19 protein-coding genes are annotated in these 20935 nt (G+C 48.0%); 4 read left to right on the top strand and 15 right to left on the bottom strand.

Translation table 11 applies throughout. The features are described 5' to 3' along the window. Position 1 precedes the first annotated feature (1 nt). From H8K38_RS09895 to H8K38_RS09860, 8 genes are read right to left on the bottom strand one after another with little or no spacing between them, the layout of a single operon-like run. Entirely contained in the window at positions 2 to 1156 is a 1155-nt protein-coding gene (locus H8K38_RS09895; RefSeq protein ID WP_186884670.1) for a deoxyguanosinetriphosphate triphosphohydrolase, read from the bottom strand. Then, a complete protein-coding gene (gene aroKB, locus H8K38_RS09890; RefSeq protein ID WP_186884669.1) occupies positions 1153 to 2808 on the bottom strand; it encodes a bifunctional shikimate kinase/3-dehydroquinate synthase AroKB in 1656 nt (551 codons plus the stop codon). The genes H8K38_RS09895 and aroKB overlap by 4 nt, the downstream gene beginning before the upstream one ends. Before the next feature lie 19 nt (positions 2809 to 2827). Continuing rightward, positions 2828 to 4213, bottom strand: coding sequence for a hypothetical protein (locus H8K38_RS09885; protein WP_186884668.1), 1386 nt, complete (start codon positions 4211 to 4213; stop codon positions 2828 to 2830). A 58-nt stretch (positions 4214 to 4271) separates the two neighbouring features. Further along, on the bottom strand, positions 4272 to 6383 hold the full coding sequence (pilQ, locus tag H8K38_RS09880; RefSeq protein WP_255422929.1) for a type IV pilus secretin PilQ: 2112 nt from the start codon (positions 6381 to 6383) through the stop codon (positions 4272 to 4274). Positions 6384 to 6415: 32 nt separating this feature from the next. After that, positions 6416 to 6952, bottom strand: a complete 537-nt coding sequence (locus H8K38_RS09875; RefSeq protein WP_255422900.1) for a pilus assembly protein PilP — start codon at positions 6950 to 6952, stop codon at positions 6416 to 6418. Further along, on the bottom strand, positions 6949 to 7599 hold the full coding sequence (locus H8K38_RS09870) for a type 4a pilus biogenesis protein PilO (protein WP_186884666.1): 651 nt from the start codon (positions 7597 to 7599) through the stop codon (positions 6949 to 6951). Before H8K38_RS09870 ends, H8K38_RS09875 begins: the two co-directional genes overlap by 4 nt. Positions 7600 to 7620: 21 nt before the next feature. Next, a complete protein-coding gene (locus H8K38_RS09865) occupies positions 7621 to 8253 on the bottom strand; it encodes a PilN domain-containing protein (protein WP_186884665.1) in 633 nt (210 codons plus the stop codon). After that, complete coding sequence (locus H8K38_RS09860) at positions 8253 to 9329, bottom strand: pilus assembly protein PilM (RefSeq protein ID WP_186884664.1); 1077 nt, start codon at positions 9327 to 9329, stop codon at positions 8253 to 8255. The genes H8K38_RS09865 and H8K38_RS09860 overlap by 1 nt, the downstream gene beginning before the upstream one ends. Positions 9330 to 9672: 343 nt before the next feature. Here H8K38_RS09860 and H8K38_RS09855 point away from each other — a divergent pair, with 343 nt between their 5' ends. Next, positions 9673 to 11991 (top strand): penicillin-binding protein 1A, encoded by a 2319-nt coding sequence (locus H8K38_RS09855; protein WP_186884663.1) that lies wholly within the window; start codon positions 9673 to 9675, stop codon positions 11989 to 11991. Positions 11992 to 12011: 20 nt separating this feature from the next. On the opposite strand, the gene cyaY is transcribed toward H8K38_RS09855, so the two are convergent. After that, positions 12012 to 12323 carry an iron donor protein CyaY gene (gene cyaY, locus H8K38_RS09850; protein ID WP_186884662.1) on the bottom strand — a complete coding sequence of 104 codons (312 nt, stop codon included), beginning with the start codon at positions 12321 to 12323 and terminating at the stop codon, positions 12012 to 12014. Positions 12324 to 12386: 63 nt separating this feature from the next. On the opposite strand from cyaY, the gene H8K38_RS18695 reads away from it, so the two are divergent. Continuing rightward, complete coding sequence (locus H8K38_RS18695; RefSeq protein WP_186884661.1) at positions 12387 to 12503, top strand: lipoprotein; 117 nt, start codon at positions 12387 to 12389, stop codon at positions 12501 to 12503. Between the two features lie 69 nt (positions 12504 to 12572). Here H8K38_RS18695 and H8K38_RS09840 read toward each other — a convergent pair whose 3' ends face one another. Further along, positions 12573 to 13166: a 1-acyl-sn-glycerol-3-phosphate acyltransferase gene (locus tag H8K38_RS09840; protein ID WP_255422899.1), complete on the bottom strand. Its 594-nt coding sequence runs from the start codon at positions 13164 to 13166 to the stop codon at positions 12573 to 12575. 90 nt (positions 13167 to 13256) lie between these two features. Here H8K38_RS09840 and H8K38_RS09835 point away from each other — a divergent pair, with 90 nt between their 5' ends. Continuing rightward, on the top strand, positions 13257 to 13991 hold the full coding sequence (locus H8K38_RS09835) for a transporter (RefSeq protein WP_222610821.1): 735 nt from the start codon (positions 13257 to 13259) through the stop codon (positions 13989 to 13991). Positions 13992 to 14009: 18 nt separating this feature from the next. Here the strand turns inward: H8K38_RS09835 and H8K38_RS09830 are convergent, their stop codons facing one another. The 5 genes from H8K38_RS09830 to H8K38_RS09810 form a co-directional block, all read right to left on the bottom strand. Then, on the bottom strand, positions 14010 to 14636 hold the full coding sequence (locus H8K38_RS09830; protein WP_186884658.1) for a sulfite oxidase heme-binding subunit YedZ: 627 nt from the start codon (positions 14634 to 14636) through the stop codon (positions 14010 to 14012). Between the two features lies 1 nt (position 14637). Continuing rightward, positions 14638 to 15618 carry a protein-methionine-sulfoxide reductase catalytic subunit MsrP gene (msrP, locus tag H8K38_RS09825; RefSeq protein ID WP_186884657.1) on the bottom strand — a complete coding sequence of 327 codons (981 nt, stop codon included), beginning with the start codon at positions 15616 to 15618 and terminating at the stop codon, positions 14638 to 14640. Between the two features lie 117 nt (positions 15619 to 15735). After that, complete coding sequence (gene ccsB / locus H8K38_RS09820) at positions 15736 to 16884, bottom strand: c-type cytochrome biogenesis protein CcsB (RefSeq protein ID WP_370587084.1); 1149 nt, start codon at positions 16882 to 16884, stop codon at positions 15736 to 15738. Between the two features lie 78 nt (positions 16885 to 16962). Then, positions 16963 to 19125, bottom strand: a complete 2163-nt coding sequence (locus tag H8K38_RS09815) for a cytochrome c biogenesis protein ResB (RefSeq protein WP_186884655.1) — start codon at positions 19123 to 19125, stop codon at positions 16963 to 16965. Positions 19126 to 19205: 80 nt separating this feature from the next. Further along, a complete protein-coding gene (locus tag H8K38_RS09810) occupies positions 19206 to 19871 on the bottom strand; it encodes a cytochrome c (protein ID WP_186884654.1) in 666 nt (221 codons plus the stop codon). A gap of 211 nt (positions 19872 to 20082) precedes the next feature. On the opposite strand from H8K38_RS09810, the gene yihA reads away from it, so the two are divergent. Continuing rightward, complete coding sequence (gene yihA, locus H8K38_RS09805; RefSeq protein ID WP_186884653.1) at positions 20083 to 20790, top strand: ribosome biogenesis GTP-binding protein YihA/YsxC; 708 nt, start codon at positions 20083 to 20085, stop codon at positions 20788 to 20790. Positions 20791 to 20935 lie beyond the last annotated feature (145 nt).

The raw sequence follows: 20935 nt of genomic DNA, 5'->3' as shown, positions 1-20935 counted from the left end.
ATTAAATTTCTTGCATAGAAAACAGGCGTCTGTGTTCACGTATTGCATAACGATCAGTCATGCCGGCGATGTAATCGGCTATTTTTCGCGCTTGTAAATTACCGTTGTCGTGATTCCACGATTCATGCGCCACCTGATAATCTGGCGGCAGCAAGTTAGGCTCAGCTATCATCGCGTCGAATAATTCTTTAATGATTCTGCGCGCCTTCGACGTCATACGGTTGACCTGATAATGCCGGTACAAATGGTGATGTAAAAATTGCTTAAGCAATTTGGCTTCTTCAAATCTGGCATCCGAGAAAGCGATCAGTTTGCTGCTGTTTCTGACATCATCGACAGATTGAGGAGCACAATCGCGGATGCGCGATGCAGAGGTTTCAATCAAATCAGTGATCAGGGTGTTGATCATGCGTCGTATGGTTTCTGAAATTGCCCGGCGCCCCTGTACACCCGGATACGCCGCACTAACCTCAGCACGATGGCGAGCGAAGAAATCGACTTCCATCATCTGCGCCTCAGTCAGCAACCCGGAGCGTAGTCCGTCATCAATATCATGATTGTTGTAGGCGATTTCATCTGCCAGATTTGTCAGTTGCGCTTCAAGACCAGGCTGAGTTTTATTTATAAACCGCTGCCCAACATCGCCGAGTGCAGTGGCATTGGACAAGGAACAATGCTTGAGGATACCTTCGCGTGTTTCAAAGCATAAGTTCAATCCGTCAAAGCCCGCATATCGCTCCTCAAGTTGATCTACGATGCGCAAGCTTTGCAGGTTATGCTCGAAGCCGCCATAAGGCTGCATGCTGGCATTTAAGGCATCCTGCCCCGCATGACCGAAAGGTGTATGGCCGAGATCATGCGCGAGTGCAATCGCTTCCACCAAATCCTCGTTGAGCCTCAGGTTGCGTGCAATAGAGCGACCTATCTGTGCAACTTCCAGGCTGTGCGTCAGTCGCGTCCTGAACAAATCGCCTTCGTGATTCACGAAAACCTGCGTCTTATATTCCAGTCGCCGGAATGCCGAACAATGAATGATACGATCCCGGTCGCGTTGAAACTCAGTGCGTGAACCGGATGACGGCTCAATAAAAAGCCGCCCTCGTGATGTTGCTGATTGGGCGGCGTATGGTGCTAGATGGTCGTCGGTGAAATTCATTTATGGTCGAGAATACAGTGACGTAAGGTTTGTAATAATAATTCTTCCGGCACATTGGTAATGACGGAATGCCCTAAAGGTTTTAGCAAAATAAATTTGATTTGCCCACCTTCATTTTTCTTATCCACTTCCATTAATTCTAACCAACGCTGTTCGCCAAGGTCCGGCGCAATGACCGGTAAACCCGCAGCTTCGACTAGCTGTTTAATTCTGGTTTTAGTCACAAAATCAATATAACCTAAGCGGCAGGAAAGATCCGCAGCCATGACCATGCCGCAGCCAACCGCTTCACCATGCAGCCATTTTCCATATCCCAGACCAGATTCAATCGCATGTCCGAAGGTATGCCCAAAATTTAAAATTGCGCGCAAGCCACCTTCCCGCTCGTCCTGTCTGACGACATCGGCTTTAATTTCACACGAGCGGATAACCGCATAAGCTAAGGCTTGTTCATCTCTTGCCCGGAGCTTTAACATGTTAGCTTCCAGCCACTCAAAAAAAGCCAGATCAATGATCGCGCCATGTTTGATGATTTCAGCCAGACCTGCGGATAATTCATTATCCGGTAGCGTAGTCAGAGTTAAGGTATCTGCAATAACGGCCTGAGGCTGATAAAACGCGCCGATCATATTCTTTCCGAGCGGATGATTAATGCCAGTCTTACCGCCGACCGACGAATCCACCTGAGACAATAAGGTCGTTGGAATCTGCACGAATGGAACACCGCGCATGTATGTAGCGGCAGCAAATCCTGTCATATCGCCGATCACGCCACCGCCAAGCGCAATCAAAGTGATTTTACGATCACACTTTTGCTCCAGTAAATGATCAAAAATCATCATCAGACTGCCCCAGTGTTTATGCTCCTCACCATCAGGAAGAATCACGGCACTACATGTCTTGCCAATACCATGCAGCTTTTTTTCAAGAGAAGACAAGTACAAAGGGGCGACCACCGTGTTCGTGACGATAACGACGCTTTTACCCTTGATGCGATCTGCCAATACGGAGGCATCATTTAATACGCCAGCACCGATAGTGATAGGGTAAGACCTATCGCCTAACTCGACATTCAGTGTGTGAAATCCGGCTTCTGTTTTATGCATACTGAGATGTTTCTGAGGAAATCGTTCGCTGACATCAGACCGGGGCAACTTATCCAGAATGTTCTGTACCAGATGCTGAACATTCGGACGTCCGGTTTCTATGACTAAATCAGCAATTTCCTGATATAAGGGGTGACGTTGAGACTCAAGTTCTTCGAGTTTTTTACGCGGATCTGCGGTGCGAAGCAAAGGGCGATTTTTATCGTTGCGGGTACGCTGGAGAATACTATTTACACTCGCGTGCAAATAAATAACGGTACCGCGCTCTTGCAGGTAACGGCGGCTATCATGATTCAGAATAGCACCACCACCTGTTGCCAGCACGATACCGTCTTGCGCGGTTAAGTCACGTATCACCTCAGCCTCTCGCTGACGAAAACTGACTTCACCTTCAATTTCAAAAATCACCGGAATCGAAACGCCTGTACGCGCCTCGATTTCGTGATCTGAATCAATGAAACGTTTATTAAGCTTCTTTGCCAGGGCCCGGCCTACTGTTGTTTTGCCGGAGCCCATTAGACCAACTAAAAAAATATTATTCGACACTGTCTTGCTTTAATTCCCATTATTTACAAGTAGCGTCTAAAGTATCTCTGACCGACATAATACTAACAGCAGACGCACCCAAACTATCAACTACTGTAAGAGATACCGGATATACACCCAATGCTGTTGTCAATGTAACACATCGACGATCAGTACCGCTTGGGGGGGCGCCAACGGTAAAGGTATTTCCTGAGATAGATACACCACCAAACTTAGGATCACTTGTAAATGCGGTATATGGAGCAGAACCGCCATAAATTTTCAATTGGACAAACTCAACCGATTGTTCGCTGACTTCGATAGCATTCGGCGCCAGACGGAGAGTTGACGCATTGGCATTGACGACAATAGTAATATTACTGGTTGTTCCTAAGGAATCAATGATGGTAACAATTGTGCTACCTACATTTCCTAAAGCTGCAGTAAATGAAGATCCATCACCGGAAGCTGTAACCAAGGCAATACTGTCGTTAGTATTGGTAACTTTATAAGGCAATACGCCCCCAACGACATTAAACTTTAAGGTGTCACCAACGCTACCAGATGCGCCTGCTGGTAAAACAGACAATGTACCTGCGGCTGGAGTCGTTACAGTTACCGTAATGGTGACTGAACTACGAGATGCGTCGGTCACGACAATATTGACAGTCCCTGCCGCGATAGCCTTGATATCAAAATCGGTACCATTTTGTTTTAAGCTTACGTCAGCGGCACCTGAGTTATTACTGGAGACAGAGTAAGGTGCAGAGCCACCTGAAATCGAGTAAGAAACTGTTTTACCTGATGGAACAGTTATTGCTGAAGGTGCTGTGGTGAACAGAGACCGATTCCCGCCAACAACCGTAACAGCGATACTGACAGAATTACCCGCATTATCTTTTACAACGACCGTTGTAGTACCCGTACTGACACCGCCAATAACAAAAACATTGTCTGACATCCCAACATTGGCAATAGACGTATCGCTACTATTTACCGCATACATCCCAGTTCCACCAGTAATAAAGTATTTCGATGTAACCGCACCAACACCAACAGTAACAGATGCTGGAGCGCTGGTAGTAAGTGTTGCTCCGGTTCCGACAGTAACGTCAATGGACACTTTAGCACCAGCTTTATCGGTAACTGTAACAGTACCAGTACCTGTTGCATTGGTAGAAACTGTTAGTACAGTTCCAGTCAAACTTGCGGAAACTGCTCCGGAACTTGATACTGAATATGATGGAACACCCCCACCTACTGTAAAAGTTTTAGTTTCTCCATAAAGCATCTGAATCTTGTCGGCCGCAGTTGTAAACAAGGCGACGCCGTTCATGCTAGTGCCGGCAGAACCGCCGCCGCCACCGCACGCGGATAAGATTGCCAGCAAAAATAGTCCAGAAACTATTTGAAAAAACGTCTTCATGTAACACCTGTAGTTAAGCTAAAAATTATCAAATCTGCGCGTTAGTCTAAGTTCAGTATTACTTCACACTAAACTTATCAGTTACGATTTTAGGCGTAATGAAGATTAACAATTCAGTTTTGTCATTTGTGCGGCCGGTATTCTTAAACAAGTTACCAAACAGCGGGATATCACCAAAAAATGGTATTTTCGTAATATTATCACGTTCGGTCTGTTGGAAAATTCCACCTAACACAACGGTACCGCCATTTTCAACCAAGACCATCGTTTTTACTTCTTTAGTATCAATTGCATAACCCATACGTGTTTCCTGACCAACACTGTCTTTGTGCACTTCAACATCCAGTATGACGTTTCCATCAGGGGTGATCTGAGGCGTTACTTCCAATCTCAAAGTTGCTTTCCGGAAGAAAATCGATGTGGCACCACTCGATGTCGCCACCAAATACGGTAATTCAGTACCTTGCTCAATTAACGCCTTTAATTGATCCGCTGTAACAACCCGTGGGCTGGAGATAATCTTACCTTTGCCATCAGCTTCCAGTGCAGACAACTCCAAGTTCAAGAAACGATTTGCAGCAGCAGAGAACAAACTGATAGCCAAACTACCTGGTGTTGAGCCATTAATACCGGCAGCAGGCAGACTGACAAACTGTGAGTTAGGCACGAAACTCTGATCGGTAATCTTAGCCTGACCAGTTTGCTCACCAACACCCAAATAATTACCGGTCAAAGCGACGCGCTGATTTCCACTGACAGAATATCCTGCATCACCACCGCGTAAACCACGCAGATCCGTGAAGCCTAATTTTGCGCCGAGATTTTTACTGAACTTATCATCCGCCTCAACAATCCTTGCTTCAATCAACACTTGCTTTGACGCTATATCCGTTTTTTGAACTAACTTCCGAACCTCCTCAAGTTTTGATGGAATGTCAGTGACAAATATTTGATTGGTGCGAGGCTCAATAACAGCACTACCGCGCTTAGATAAAATACGGTTTGTTGACGAACCATCCATACCAAATACCTGCTTAAACGCTTCGGCTTTTTGGTAATTCAACTGAAAAGATTCAGTCTTCACCGGTTCCAAATCTGCAATCTGTGCTTTTTGCTCAAGTTCCAGTTTTTCTTTCGTCAACAATTCATCTTTAGGTGCAATCCAGATCACATTACCGTTCTTACGCATATCAAGTCCCTTGATTTGCATAATATTGTCCAACGCCTGATCCCACGGAACGTCTTTCAGACGCAAAGTGATAGTTCCGGTTACAGTATCGCTGGCGATAACGTTCAGACCACTTACTTCAGCAATAATTTGTAAAATTGCACGAACTTCGATGTTCTGGAAATTAAATGACAAGCGCTCACCTCTATAACCTTGGGTACCCTGTGTCAGCTTGTTCGGATCTTCTTTGATAGGCTTCACTTCAAGCACAAACTGCGTATCACTTTGATAGCTACTTTGTTCCCATAATCCTTTTGGCTCAATCACCATCTGCACGTTTTCACCGACGGGAGTAGTAGTAATAATCTGCACAGGAGAACCAAAGTCAGCGACATCTAAACGCTTACGCAAGACTTCAGGCAAACCAACTTTCTGGAACGTCACCAAAATCTTTTGTCCTTGTTGACGCACGTCCACAGCAATCTGATTCAAAGGCAGATCAACAACTATCCGACCATCGCCAGCAACTCCGCGACGGAAATCAATGTCACGTATCTGTGGCTTTGTCGATATCGGGCTCTCAGTATTAACAGGAAGCCCTTGTGAGTTAACTGCGGTTGCAACACCGCCAGAACCATCAATAGTAACAATCAGAAATTTACCTTCGATCACGGTTGCGTAATTCAACGGCTTATTCAGATTGAATATCATCCGGGAACGGCCTGAGGCCTCGACAAGGGTAACTGTACGTAAATCGCCGATATTGACATCGACCGTTGCCTTGCCCGTTGCATTCGAAACATCAGCAAAATCAAGTGCGATGCGAGCCGGATTCGCGATAGAAAACCCAGCCGGTAATTTTGTGATTGGATTTTTCAAACCAACTTTCACAACAATATTAGAACCTTGTTGGTTAGCAACAACTGACTCGATACTGTTCGATTGGGCAAAAACCAACTGGCAAATGCCCAGCATCATAAAGATACAGGCTTTAAAAAACATGGCGCCCCTTTTACTTATATTTATCAACGCGTTCATTTCTTACTCTCCTGCAACTCAAGCTTAACGTTACGTTCAACCCACTCCCCTGATGCATCTTGAATGGTTTCTTTAATTTCAATCTCAGAATCAGTAATTCGTGTCATCAGGCCAAAATTTTGTCCAATGTAACCACCAGCTTTCGCCTGAAAAACGGTTTTATCTGCTTGCACCAAAGCTTGCTTAACCCCGGATTTTTCAATCACACCAACCATTTTTAACGCATCAAGAGGGAATGCCTCTAAAGCTTCTTTCCGCCGGTCCATATCAGGTTTTAAACCATTACCGGAATCTCTCATTCGTGCCAAAACAACAAGAAGCTTAGCGGGATTAAAAGGATCTATGTCTGCTGCACCAGAATAAGCAACAGGAACATACACTTTAGGAGGACTCAGCTTAGGAATCGATAATTTGGTCTCTTTCTTCACTGAGTTCATCCACTCTGTCAGCTCAGAAACACCATTGTCGCCACAACCGGCAAGGAAAATTGCTGGCAACAGCAGTATCAGTATTTTGAAATATCTAAACATCATTTCTTTGCTGCCTTTTTCAGGTTAGCCTGAGCTAAAACTTCGTCCTTATCCAGATAACGGAATGTTTTAGCGACGACATCCAAAGTCAACCCGCCATCTTTGCTGGTTGTCAAAGCCAGGTTATTCAAAGTTACGATCCTTGGTAATTTTGCGATGTCAGCAACAAATTCGCCTAAATCATGGTAGCTGCCAGCAAGTTTGATATCAATCGGCAATTCAGCATAGTAATCTTTGACAATAACGACACCAGGTTTAAACGAATCAAATTGCAACCCTCGTCCTGTTCCCGCCTGGTTAATATCTGACAGCAACGCATACATTTCAGCCTTGCTCGGCAATTGCTTTTCCATCGTGGCGACATATTGCAACACCAACCCGCGTTGATCTTTCAAAGCATCCAGATTAATCGCTTGCTGCATTTTGTCGCGGTAGTCCTGCTTCAACTTAACTTCTTCCTGCAATTTCTGGTCTATTTCCTCTGTTTGTCCATCCCAATAAAAAAACCAACCTAGTGCCAGAACCACTACCGTCAAGGCAAAAGCCATAGCGACTCTCGGGGCAATCGGCCACAAACCAGGATGTAATCCATTCAGGTCACGGAATTGCTCGCTGATTCCTTCAAAAAATTCTTTTGCATTTGTTGCCATTCCTGATCTTCCCTTTTTACATTATCGAGCAGGACTCGGAGCACTCGTATTTTTTACCGGGTTCGCTACAACGCCGGATGCCGATTCTTCTTTTTCACGCGGGCGTTTAATGCCAACATTCACAGTAAAGTCTGAAACTTTTTTAGCGTCGCGCCCTTGCCCGATTCCTGTTGAATGGATATCAATCAGCTCCGGCTTAAACATCCATTCTGAGTTATTGCTGAGATTACGAATAAACTCAGCGACCCGCTCTTGCGATTGCGCATACCCATTCAAGGTCACACGCTGTCCATCCTGTTTCAACGCACGCAAATAAACGCCTTCAGGAGTATGCATGACCAGCTCACTCAATAAAAACACTGGCTGATTCCGGTCACTCTGCAAATCTTCTACGGCCTGCTGGCGCGCTTTCAAAGAGTCGATTTCTTGCTTCAAAGTAGCGATTTCTTTAATTTTCTCGTCGAGCTTTGCATTTTCGCTCTTGATGAAATTTACCCTGTCTGTTTGTATAGCGAGCTCGCGCGCATTAAATACACCAACCACCACAACGATTAACGCACCAACGATCACTGCCAACAGTAAGAGGGAATAAAAGTCTTTAACCCGCTGTTTGCGCTTTTCCTCTCGATGAGGGAGAAGATTAATTTTTATCATTAGTCAAATCTCCGCAGTGCGAGACCGCAAGCAACGGTGTAAGCAGGTGCTTCACTGCGCAAAGCTTTTTCATTTACTCCTGTACCCAATTCCATCCCCTTAAACGGACTGATAACCGCGGTCGAAATCTTCGTACGCTCAGCGACAATATCAACAAGTCCTGCGACAACAGCACAACCACCAGTCAGAAAAATCTGATCAACTCTTGTATAAGGAGTGGACGTAAAGAAAAACTGAATTGCGCGGGTTACCTCTAACGCAGCATTCTCTAAAAATGGCTCAAGCAGCTCCATTTCGTAACTATCAGGCAGATCACCGTTTTTCTTTTTAATTTCGGCTTCTTCCTGAGAAAGGCCGTAATTCCTGACGATATCCTGAGTCAGTTGTCCACCGCCGAATTGCTGCTCACGTTCATAAACCACTTCACCATTGAACATGATGTAGATATAAGTTCGTTTGGTACCAATCTGGAAAATGGCAAAAACCTGATCACGTCCCTCGTTGGCCTGTTTTTCAATCAGGCGCTGCATTGCAGCGCGAGCTGCATAGGACTCAATGTCCATTACTTTTGCCTGCAATCCCGCCGCCTGAACAACAGCAACCCGGTCTTCAATTTTTTCTTTACGTGAGGCGGCCAACATCACTTCGACGTCTTCCTGATTTGCCGCCGGGCCGATCACACAAAAATCAAGACTGACTTCATCCATCGAAAACGGAATATATTGGCTTGCTTCAGATTCAACCTGAACTTCCAAGGCCTGATCACTCAACGTTGCAGGTAAAAATATTTTCTTTGTAATGACCGCTGCAGCAGGCATGGCAACCGCAGCATTCTTTGAACCGGACCCGCTTTTCTTCAGCAATTTTCGAATCGTGTCAGAAACCTGCTCGATGTTTTCAATATTGCCATCCAGAATCGCGCCCTTAGGCAAAGGCTCGGAAGCATAGCGTTCCAGCCGGTATTCTTTATCGCTACCCTCAGAAAGTTCGACCAGTTTGATATCAAACGAACTGATATCCAACCCGATAAGAGGCGGATTTTTTCTGCCGAGCAGTGAAGCAAGATCTAAAGCCAAGAATACCCCCTCATGAACACATCCGTTTTTTTAAACACGACAGTGTTCGTTTTTTAAACACTTCAGTGTTCGTTTTTTACAAATTGAAACAAACCCATCAATGAAAACCGAAAAATCTCTTTAAAAACCGCTATTTAGGAGACACTTATAAAAGCCTACGTGAAATGCTAGCAACATCGCCAGTATTGGTAAAGAACTTTCCTAAGGGCATATTCAGAATCCGTTGCCAAATCCCCACGCTCGGTCAAATTTCATGTCCGGGCTCAAACCGGGAATCAGGTTTCAACAGCTGTCGAGGTGACAACCGTTATAATGTCTGCCGCGATTGTTACTGAGTAAACACATGACGGATAACGAAAAAGAACTTTCTCAAAAGAACACCCATAAGGCAGGCGCAAAACGCAGCCTCGCCAGTCGTATCGTCATTGTTACCTTAGGCACACTATTGGGTTTAGGTGTCGCCCTGGCACTTGTCATTGGTTTTGCCTTAACCATGGCCTATCCGAATTTGCCCGAACTTGATTCAATCACCAGCTACAAACCGAAAATGCCTCTGCGCATTTTTTCTGCCGACAATGTATTAATTGGCGAGTTTGGTGAGGAACGACGGAATGTCGTTCGTTTCGATCAGATCCCTGACATCATGAAAAAAGCGGTTCTCGCGATCGAAGATGATCGCTTTTACGAACACGGCGGTGTTGATTATCTGGGTATCACACGTGCAGCCCTGCACAATCTGACTGGCGGTGCCAAGCAAGGTGCGTCAACGATTACGCAACAAGTCGCGCGTAATTTCTTTTTATCGAGCGAGCAAACCTTTAAACGAAAAATTTACGAAATCCTGCTTGCCTGGAAGATAGAACAAAATCTGAGCAAAGATCAGATTCTCGAAATTTACATGAACCAGATTTATCTGGGGCAACGCGCATACGGCTTCTCATCGGCAGCGCAGATTTATTTTGGCAAAAACCTGAAAGACCTCACGATTGCTGAAGCAGCGATGCTGGCCGGCTTACCGAAGGCCCCTTCTGCTTACAATCCTGTCGTTAATCCAAAACGGGCAACAGCACGTCAGCAATATATCCTGCAACGGATGCGACAACTTGGCTACATCACCAATGATCAGTATGAGCAAGCCAAGGCCGAAGAACTGGTCACAAAAACAGACAGCAGCGAATTTGGTGTGCATGCAGAATATGTCGCCGAAATGGCGCGCCAACTGGTGTATGAGCAGTTTAAAGAAGATACCTATACGCGCGGATTGAACGTCTACACAACGATCACTAAGCCAGATCAGGATGCGGCTTATTTATCGTTGCGCCGCGGGGTGATGGAGTACGAAAAACGCCATGGCTATCGCGGGCCGGAAGCAATTATCAGCATACCGGAAGGAAAAGAAGCGGCGGAAGATGCGATTGAAAAAGCACTCGCAGAGCACTCGAATAGCGATGACTTGCAGGTGGCAATGGTGCTCGACGCTACGCCAAAATCGGTACGCGCCATTCTGGCTTCGGGTGAAGAGATTCGCATGGATGAAGCCGGCATCAGCTTTGCGGCTTCAGGCTTGTCTGCAAAAGCGCCGGCCAACAAACGTATACAACGCGGTGCGGTCATCCGCGTGATGCAGGAAGGGAAAAACTGGGTCATCACGCAAATGCCTGAAGTGCAGTCGGCGTTCGTGGCTGCCAGCACCACCGATGGTGCGATAAAAGCGCTGGTCGGCGGTTTTGATTTTGACCTGAATAAATTCAACCATGTGACGCAGGCATGGCGTCAGCCGGGTTCCAGTTTCAAACCGTTTATTTACTCCGCTTCGCTGGAAAAAGGTTTATCTCCGGCCACCATCATCAATGATGAACCCATCAGTTTTGACGCAGGCCAGACCGGCGGTCAGGCGTGGGAACCGAAAAACTATGACGGTAAATACGAAGGTCCGATGACCATGCGTAAGGGCCTGACGAAATCGAAAAATATGATTTCGATTCGTATCCTTAACCGGATTGGGGCGAAATATGGGCAGGAATACACCAGCCGCTTTGGTTTTCTCCCGGAAAAAAATCCACCTTACCTGACACTCGCCCTCGGCGCTGGCGCAGTGACACCATTGCAGATGGCAGGCGCATACGCGGTGTTTGCGAATGGCGGCTATAAAATCAACCCGTATCTGATCAGCAAAATTACCGACAGCAACGGCAACGTGCTGGTCACCGCAAAACCGGATAAAGCGGGCGACGAAAGTAACCGCGTTATCGATGAACGCAATGCATTCCTGATCGACAGCATGCTGAAAGACGTGGTGCGCTATGGCACTGCCGCCAAAGCCATGGTGCTGAAGCGTCCGGATCTGGCAGGTAAAACGGGAACAACGAATGATTCTTTCGACGCCTGGTTCGCTGGTTACCAGGCCAAGATCGTGGGGATTGCATGGATAGGTTTTGATCAGCCGAAAAATCTCGGCAATCGTGAAACGGGCGGTGGTCTGGCATTACCTATCTGGATAGGCTTTATGCAAAAAGCGTTAAAAGATATTCCTATCGAAGAGCGCCCAGTTCCGAATGGCATCATTTCTGTGAATGGCGATTTCTATTATGCAGAGAATCCGCCCGGAACCGGGATCAGCGATCTGAGCACACCGCCGGTGATTGAAGAACCGAAAGAGTAACTTCAGTAAATTCGGTAAATTCAGCGACCTTGTTCTTGCGCCAGCGAGGACAAGGTCGTAAATAATTCCGAGCCATCGCGCGTATTGCGCCATTGCTGACCATCGTATTTATAGTGGTAACCACCGGCGCGCGCAGCCAGCCACATCTCTTGCATCGGCGCCTGACTGTTGACGATCATTTTTGAGCCGTTGTTCACAAACTCTATCGTCAATACATTCCCGGTACGGCTGCATTCGACATCCAGCTCATCATTGTCGAACGCTTTTTCAAACATCTCTTCCACCTGGCCAAGGCAAGATTCCGCCAGAGTCAGGAAATCAGATTCAGTCATGCTACACTCCTCGCATTGATTCACACTTAAAACGCCATTTTATACGGTGTCAGACAATTCAAGATGCGTACCCTGATTTCTTCCCTGTTACTCCTCAGCCTGCTCTCCGCCTGCGGACAAAAAGCTCCTTTGTATTTACCGAATAAACCGAGTGCCCAGACGCTCTCTACGGCAAAATAATACTCCCCGGGAGTATATTTTAAGCCCCTTTATATTCGTAGAGATTCAGGCATTTTTGGCATATACTCCCTATTTTTCAGCGTTATCGGGGCGAAACTGTATCGGGCTGGCGAGTTGCGGACGACACCCCTGCACGCCATCGTAAATGCCGCGTATCTTCGCCAGATCGCCATCGATGTCGCCACTTAACTCAAGATAGTCAACCAGACTGACTTCTTTGCGACGAAAATCAAAATAGGCACAACCCAAAGGTACCCTGGCAGCGCAAGTGATGTGATAAAACCCGCTGCGCCAGTACGGTTTACGACTACGGGTGCCTTCAGGTGCGATCACCATCCAGTACCAGTCAGACTGATTTACTTTTTCTGCTAACCGGGAAATCGCACCAGTCGAGACACCGCGCTCCACAGGTTCGCCGCCCAAAGCGCGGATAATCCGACCTATCGTCGCGCCAGTGAAGCCTTCGAACAGAGAAGACTTCGCAATAAAATAAAATGGCATACCTATCGCCAGTTTTGCCAGAACACCAATCGGAAAATCCCAGTTTGACGTATGCGGATAAACGATGATGATGCCCCGGGGACCGGGCAAGGGACGGAAATGCACCTTCCATCCGATGCAACTTAACAGTCGCAACGCCACGCGCTGCGTCAGCGTTTGCATCTGGTCCTTTTTAAGTAGATAGCTTGTCATAATTCAACGGTACGATGTGCTGAAAATTGTGCCGAGCATTATGCCGTGGAAAAAATAGAGATGCAAAAATTACGTAAAACCATGCTGCTCATCGCCTGCTCACTGATGACACAGAACGCAGCACATGCCGCCCATCCGCTGGTGACAGAAGACGCCAATCTGCAAACCACTGGCAAACAGCAAATTGAATTTAATAGTGATCATTGGTCAACATCGAGAGCACACAGTCAGATCGGCAATCTGACTTACACCTACGGTGCCAGCGATCAGCTCGATCTGTTTTTTTCCAGCCCCATACGCTGGTCTTCTCCCGGTGCGCTCGGCGATTTGTCAGTCGGTAGCAAGTATGTGTTCTCGTCCTGGGAAAACACCAACTGGGCGTGGAAAACCGAAGTCTTTTTCCCGACTGGCGCAAAGACATTCGGTAGCGACCGTTATGATCTCGCCCTGACTTTAGTCCGTACGGAAAATACAGGGCCATGGGTGATACACAGCAATTTCAGCCTGAACTTACGTCAGCATAAACAAGCGCTGGCAGATGCACAACAACGCGATCAACTATGGCGCACATCGGTCGCAGTATTGCGTTCGATCACGCCACAGACACAGTTGCTTGCTGATATGGGCATAGCGCAAGCCGATCAAAAAAATGATGGTTACTGGCAACCTTATCTGGTCGCTGGCGTCATTTATTCGCCAGCGACCAATCTCGATCTGGATATCGGTTTCAAATATCAGAAGAAAACGCTGTCCACAGAACGGCAAATCGGTATCGGTATGGCCTGGCGTTTTTAAGTAATTTGTCTGGCGTTTTCAGCGTCCCTGCGCCAGCTCGCTGCGTCTGGCGGACCAGCGCCACCACACACGCATCAACAACAGCACGCCGACCAGTACAGCAAACATCAGCGGCTGCGACAAATCATGCTTGCCGGCTTTCATCCAGTAATAATGCAAGACACCGGCAGGCACAATCAGATAAATCAGGCGATGCAAAAGTTGCCAGCGCTTGCCGCCGAGGCGCTTGATCATGCCATTCGTGCTGGTCAGCGCCAGCGGTAACAATCCTGCAAAGCCGAGAAACCCAACCGTGATGAATGGACGTTTCAGTACGTCAGCCCACATTTCCGCCAGATCAAAAAAGTGATCAAACCAAAGGAAAGTCAGGAAATGCAGGCTGGCATAAAAGAATGCATACAAGCCCAGCATACGCCGCAAGCGCAGTAACCAGCTCCAGCCAGCAATCTTACGTATGGGTGTCACCGCGAGGGTGATACATAAAAAATACAACGTCCAGTCACCAGTGTTGCGGGTAATAAATTCCAGAGGATTGGCACCCAGTTGATCCAGCATGGCAAAGCCTACAAGCCTCGCCAAGGGCAACAAACAAAGAATAAAGACGACGGTTTTGATCACCGTTATCTGCCGCTGAGACATCGCCATATCAAAAGAATTTTTTCAGATCCATACCCGCGTACATGGAAGCAACTTCAGGATAACCATTAAACATCAGGGTCTTGCGCTTGCGGGTAAATAAGCCATCTTCACCGATACGTCGTTCCGTTGCCTGCGACCAGCGCGGATGATCAACCAGCGGGTTCACATTGGAATAAAAACCGTACTCGTTTGGCGCCGACTGATTCCACGCCGTGCGCGGCTGCTCTTTAGTCAGACGGATTTTAACGATAGACTTGGCCGACTTAAAACCGTATTTCCAAGGGACAGACATGCGTACCGGTGCGCCATTCTGATTCGGTAAAATTTCACCGTACATGCCGAATGTCAGCAGCGCCAACGGATGCATCGCTTCATCTATCCGCAGACCTTCGACATACGGCCAGTCGAGCACAGGGCTGCGCAAACCCGGCATCTGCTTCTTATCGTCGAGCGTGATGAATTCTACGTATTTGGCGTTGCCCGTCGGCTCTACTTTTTTCAGCAGATGCGATAAAGAATAGCCTACCCACGGAATAACCATCGACCAGCCTTCGACGCAACGCAGACGATAAATGCGTTCTTCCAGCGGCGCCAGCCTGAGCAAACTATCGAGGTCGAGTGTCACAGGCTTTTTGACTTCGCCTTCGATCACCACTGTCCACGGGCGCGTTTTCAAACTGCCAGCCATCACGGCCGGATCGGCTTTATCGGTGCCGAATTCATAGAAATTATTGTAGGTCGTGGCGTCTTTGTAAGCGGTCTTTTTCTCTACCAGCGCGTATGCCGGGTTGAGGCTTGCAGCCAATTTCTGTGCCGCCGGTGTTTGCGCAAACGCTTCGCGATTGGCCATTTCGAGCAAGCTACCGCTGGCAATCGTTCCGACTGCCAGTTGGCGTATGAAATCGCGGCGTGATTCAAACACCTCTTTTGGCGTAATTTCGGATGAAAGTGGCAAATGGTTGCCACTGGAATGAGATTTGATCAGCATGACAGACTCCAGGGTTGAAACGCCAGACAAAACAGAATGAATGAAACACTCACCCTGTTTTGTCGCTTAGTTTCTCACGAGTCGCAAAAGTCTGCTGAGAGAGGAAAATTTAACTGATTACAGCGTGCCATAGGAATGCAAGCCGGACAAGAACATATTCACGCCAAGGAATGCAAACGTCGTCACCAGCAAGCCCATCAAGGCCCACCAGGCCGCAACCTGCCCCCGCAAGCCCTTCATCAAACGCATATGCAACCATGCAGCATAGTTCAGCCAGACGATCAGCGCCCAGGTTTCTTTCGGGTCCCATGACCAGTAACCGCCCCAGGCTTCGGCCGCCCACAACGCACCGAGTATCGTCGCGATCGTGAAGAAGGCAAAACCAACCGCAATCGCTTTGTACATCACGTCATCCAGCACCTCCAGTGCAGGCAGACGATCCGCCAGATAGCCTTTCGATTTCAACAGATACGCCATTGCCACCATCGCCGCCAGCGCAAACGTGCCGTAACCGATGAAGTTTGCAGGTACATGAATTTTCATCCACCAGCTTTGCAGCGCCGGCACCAGCGGTTGAATTTCTGCCGCATCGCGAGTGACTGTGTACCACAGCAAAAAGCCAACCGCAGCGGAAATCACGAGCAACACAAATGCCCCTAATTGCCGGGTTTTGTATTCCTGTTCGTAGTACAGATAAAACAGTGCCGTAATCAGCGAAAACAGAATAAAGACTTCATACAGATTTGAGACCGGAATGTGACCGATGTCGGCACCAACCAGATACGACTCGTACCAGCGCACCAGCATACCGGTAAAGCCCATGACGACCGCCGCCCAGCACAGCACAGAGCCGACCGAGGCACCGAAATCAGAACGGGCGATCAGGCCACCCCAGTAAAATAAGGTCGATAAAAAGAACAGCGTGCTCATCCACAGAATCGCGGACTGGCTGGACAGCAGATATTTCAGAAAGAATTTCTGGTTCGCCATTTCCAGTGAACCGGCATACAAATGAATGGCAAAGAAACTCAGTAAGGCCAGCAGTACGATCAGCGGACGCACCGGCTTCCAATGCCAGCCCAACCATGCAAAGGTCGGGGCAGCTAACAACAAAATACCTTTTTCATAGACATCCATGTAAGCACCGAAACGGTTCAATGCAAACAGCGACGCCATGCACAGAGCAACGGCATACAGCCAGTCGAGCACACCCAGGCGCTTAAAAAAGCCTTGGTAGGGCGTGTAATTTTGTGTCATTTCCATCATTTCTCCCCGAACCAGAATAGGAAAATATCCTGGTCGTCAGTGTAGTCTATTCGTTGCATCTTTGTTCTGATTACATTCTTACGCCTGACCGTTACTGATCACCTGCCCCAGCTGCGCCTTCAGTTCGCCGAACTCTTTTTCAAAATCCAGGGTTTTGCGTTGTGAACTCAGGGCCATCAGTGTATTCGTCCCCTGTCCGTCGTCTTTGAGCCAGATCCAACAACGTCGTTCGCGGATGTAAAACATCGCAAACACGCCTATGACTAAAAATAAGCAGCCGAGATAAACGATATTTTTCCCCGGTGAGCGAGTGACTTGCAATACCGATGCTTTGACCTCGTCAAAGCCTCTGAGTTGCAGATACACAGGCGCACCATAGAAATAAGCATCCGACATCGCACCGATAGATAATTGCAGGAAACGTCCATGTTTCTCAGTCAGTTCCAGCGCAGGCAACCCGTCTTTCTCACGCGCCAGCATCCACAGATCCCACAGGCTGCCGTTCAGAATTTTCATGAATACGTCCGCCGCCTTGCCCTGATCCGCGGCGGGAATCTGTTCTAAGAATTTCGAAATAGCCACGAAACCCGCTTGTTTTCCATCGCCAGCAAAAATGCCCAGACTTTTCTTTGCAGACTCTGCCAGTTGCATCTGCATCTGCATCTGCGACGCATTGTTCAATTTGGCGGGCAAAGCTCTGGCTGCATAACGCTGTGCGGCAGCCTCACGCAGAGCCGGATTGGCGACCGCTGCGCGCAGACGCATCCATTCATTCACGCTGTCATTATCATCGGCAGGAATACGTAAATACCGGAAAGCATCTGCAGGGCTGTCTCTGGTACCTGCAAGAAACATGTAATCGCCATCGACCAGCAATGGCTGCATGTAATTATGAAACTCCCGCGCTTGTCCGGTTTTGTCGCGCAATTTGTACTGCACACTGGGGCCGACGTTTTTCAAATCCTTGTTGTTCGCATTCTTCGCAGCAGAACCAAGATGTTTGTCGAGATCGGCACTGAATTTTTCGTTAAAGGATTTGCCGGTGTTGACCGCGCGTACATCAGCGCCATTCCGTGTCATGTTTTCGACGTTGAACGGGCGGAACCCTGACCATTCTATGGTGTAAGCATTGCCGCCCTGCCCGCTCAGCGGCGTATTTCCGCCGACTTCGCCTGCGACTTCAAAACTGGTCGCCGATGCCCCGGACATAGGAAATGCGGCCAACTTCAAACGACTGCCGCCATCTTCAAAACTCGATTGATAAACCGCCACGCCTTTGTATATCAAAGGCTGATTCACCTTAATCGTGGAGTTGAATTTTTTACCGGTTTCATGATCGGTCACCTCGACATCGCTGGCAAACAACTTAGGCATGCCACTACTGTAAAAATCGATCGTAAATTTATTCAGTTTAATCGTGAACGGCAAATCCTGAATCAGGACACCGGTTTGCTGCGGAATAATTGCGGTATTGCTACTGGCACCTTCAGGAATCATGGTATTGCCACGGAAGGTGGGATTCGCCAGCGACAAGCGGTGTTGCTGCGGGATGTTGGCAATAATGCCGTTACCATCAAACGGCACTTTGCCCATAAACCATTGCTGAAAGCGGATCGGCAACTCGGAGTCCAGCATGCCGCCGATACAGATAATCACGATCGCGGCATGCGCAAAAATATAGCCCCATTTATTCCCCGCCCCTTGTTTGGCAGCGATCAGAGTTGCGCCTTCTTTTTCCACGACTTTGAATTTATAACCAATACGCGCAAGGTGTTGCGTCATATCAGCCAGCAGTTGCGAACGCTGATGCGTTGACGTCCATTCTGCCTTATGACGGAAATTGCGCAATGATTGCTCGCGCACGTTGTCGCGCCAGCTACGCATGTCTTTCAGCATTTTGGGGGCATTGCGAATCAGGCACAGACTGGTCGACAAGACCAGAAACGCCATGATCAGCAGAAACCACCAGGCAGAATACACAGAATACAAACTGAATTTACCGAAGACCTCAAACCAGAATGGCCCGAACTGATTGACGTAATTCGGCATAGGCTCATTTTGCTTGAGCACGGTGCCGATCACCGATGCAATCGAAATCAGCGTCAGCAAACTGATCGCAAAACGCATAGACGATATTAACTCTATCGCGTCGGCCAGCCACAACTTGCGGGTCGCAATCTGTATACCGCCGGTGTCGGCCACCGGATCATCCACGATGCCGGTTTCTGTTTTGTTTTCCATACTGCTCCGAGAAAAACCTGAAAAAAAAGGGGATGGCTTTGCGCCACCCCCTCCTGTTGTCTTTAGCTTGTAGTAATCAGTTATTTCAAACCGGCTACGTAATCTGCAACTGCCTTCATTTCATCATCCGACATTTTTTTGGCGATGGTCACCATTTGCGCGCTGTTTTTACGTGCACCAGTGCGGAAATTAGTCAACTGAGCAATCGTGTAATCCTGATGCTGGCCAGCGATACGTGGGAACTGTGCTGGAATCCCTGCACCGTTAGGGCTGTGGCAACCCGCGCAGGCAGGTACATTTTTCTCAGCAATACCGCCGCGATAGATTTGCTTGCCCAGTTCAACGATGTCTTTATTTTTTGCGGCACCTGGCTGAGATTTTTGCTTCGCCAGATAAGCAGCGACGTTTTTCATATCGTCCGCCGTCATCGCTTTTGCAAAAGTTGTCATGACCGGATTGTTACGATCAGCGCCGGTGAAATCCTGCAACTGCTTCACGATATACGCGTCGTGCTGTGCAGACAACTTAGGATTGACGGTAATCGTGGAATTGCCGCCGGCACCATGACAGGATGCGCAGGCAACGATGCCGCGCGCCGGGTCGCCGTTAGTGAACAGCGCCTCGCCTTTGGCCGGATCTGCTTTAACAGCCTTGGCTGGTTCATTGGCATACGCGGAAGCAATCGAGGACAACGCCAGAATAGCGATGCTGATGGACTTCAAAAATGGTAAGAAAGCACGGTTCATTCAAACACCCTGAGACTAAATAATAGAAATCTGCCCTGATGGCGACACGTAGCTACTGGCTTGATCTGAATTCAGTTGAATCAAACCCTGGAAACAACCAGAAGGGGTCAGTACGATGCTGCTACCGCCCGTTACCGAACCCCTTATTGTACAATAGCTTTCAGGCGTTTTTACTGCTGACTGTTGCATTTTTCAATTTTTCCTTTCCTCTATGTCTATCCTCTGGCAAGCCCGCTTCTTTACTACGGTAAATCACTTACGTGATCTGCCGCGTACCCATGTACCGGAAATCGCATTCGCCGGTCGCTCCAATGCAGGCAAATCAACTGCCATTAATACCCTATGCAACCAGAAAAAGCTTTGTTTTGCATCAAAGACTCCTGGTCGCACTCAACATATCAACTATTTTTCTATCGGCGGTGCCCACGTCGCGATGCATCGCAAAGATGAAACCCGGGTTGATGAGATCCGTGCACTGCTGGTCGATTTACCCGGCTATGGCTACGCTGAAGTGCCCGGCGCGGCGAAAAATCACTGGAACCAGTTACTCGGCTCCTACATACAACGCCGAACGCAGCTCGCGGCATTGGTGCTGATTATGGATGCACGCCGCCCATTTACAGATCTGGACATCCAGATGCTTGAGTGGTTTGCGCCAAGTGGACGGCCTATCCATTGCATACTAACCAAAGCAGATAAATTAAACAAAAATGAATCTGCCAATGCTTTGCGCCAGGCCAAAGACATACTCGCCAGCTACGCGGATGATGAAGGTCCTTTATTTCCATACAGCGTGCAATTATTTTCGGCCTTGAAACGCACCGGCATAGAAGAAGCCGATGCAACGATACAGCGTTTACTTGGTCTGGATCGCCCGCCTGAACAGATGGAGACAGAAGTTCCACCAGAAAGCGAATAAAAAAAACCCCGGCTTTGGCCGGGGCGAAATAACACCGATACGAATAGGGACGAACGGTGCCCGCTCAGGGAGGAGAAGCGGTAGGCTTGGAGATCATGATTCCTAACCTGTGCGTTAAGATGTGGCTGAACCCAAAAAGTTTCAT

The sequence above is a fragment of the Undibacterium sp. FT79W genome (assembly GCF_014284215.1).
Lineage (GTDB): Bacteria > Pseudomonadota > Gammaproteobacteria > Burkholderiales > Burkholderiaceae_D > Undibacterium > Undibacterium aquatile.
Note: the sequence above shows the minus strand (reverse complement) of the source record. Positions and strands in the feature narration are given on the sequence as shown.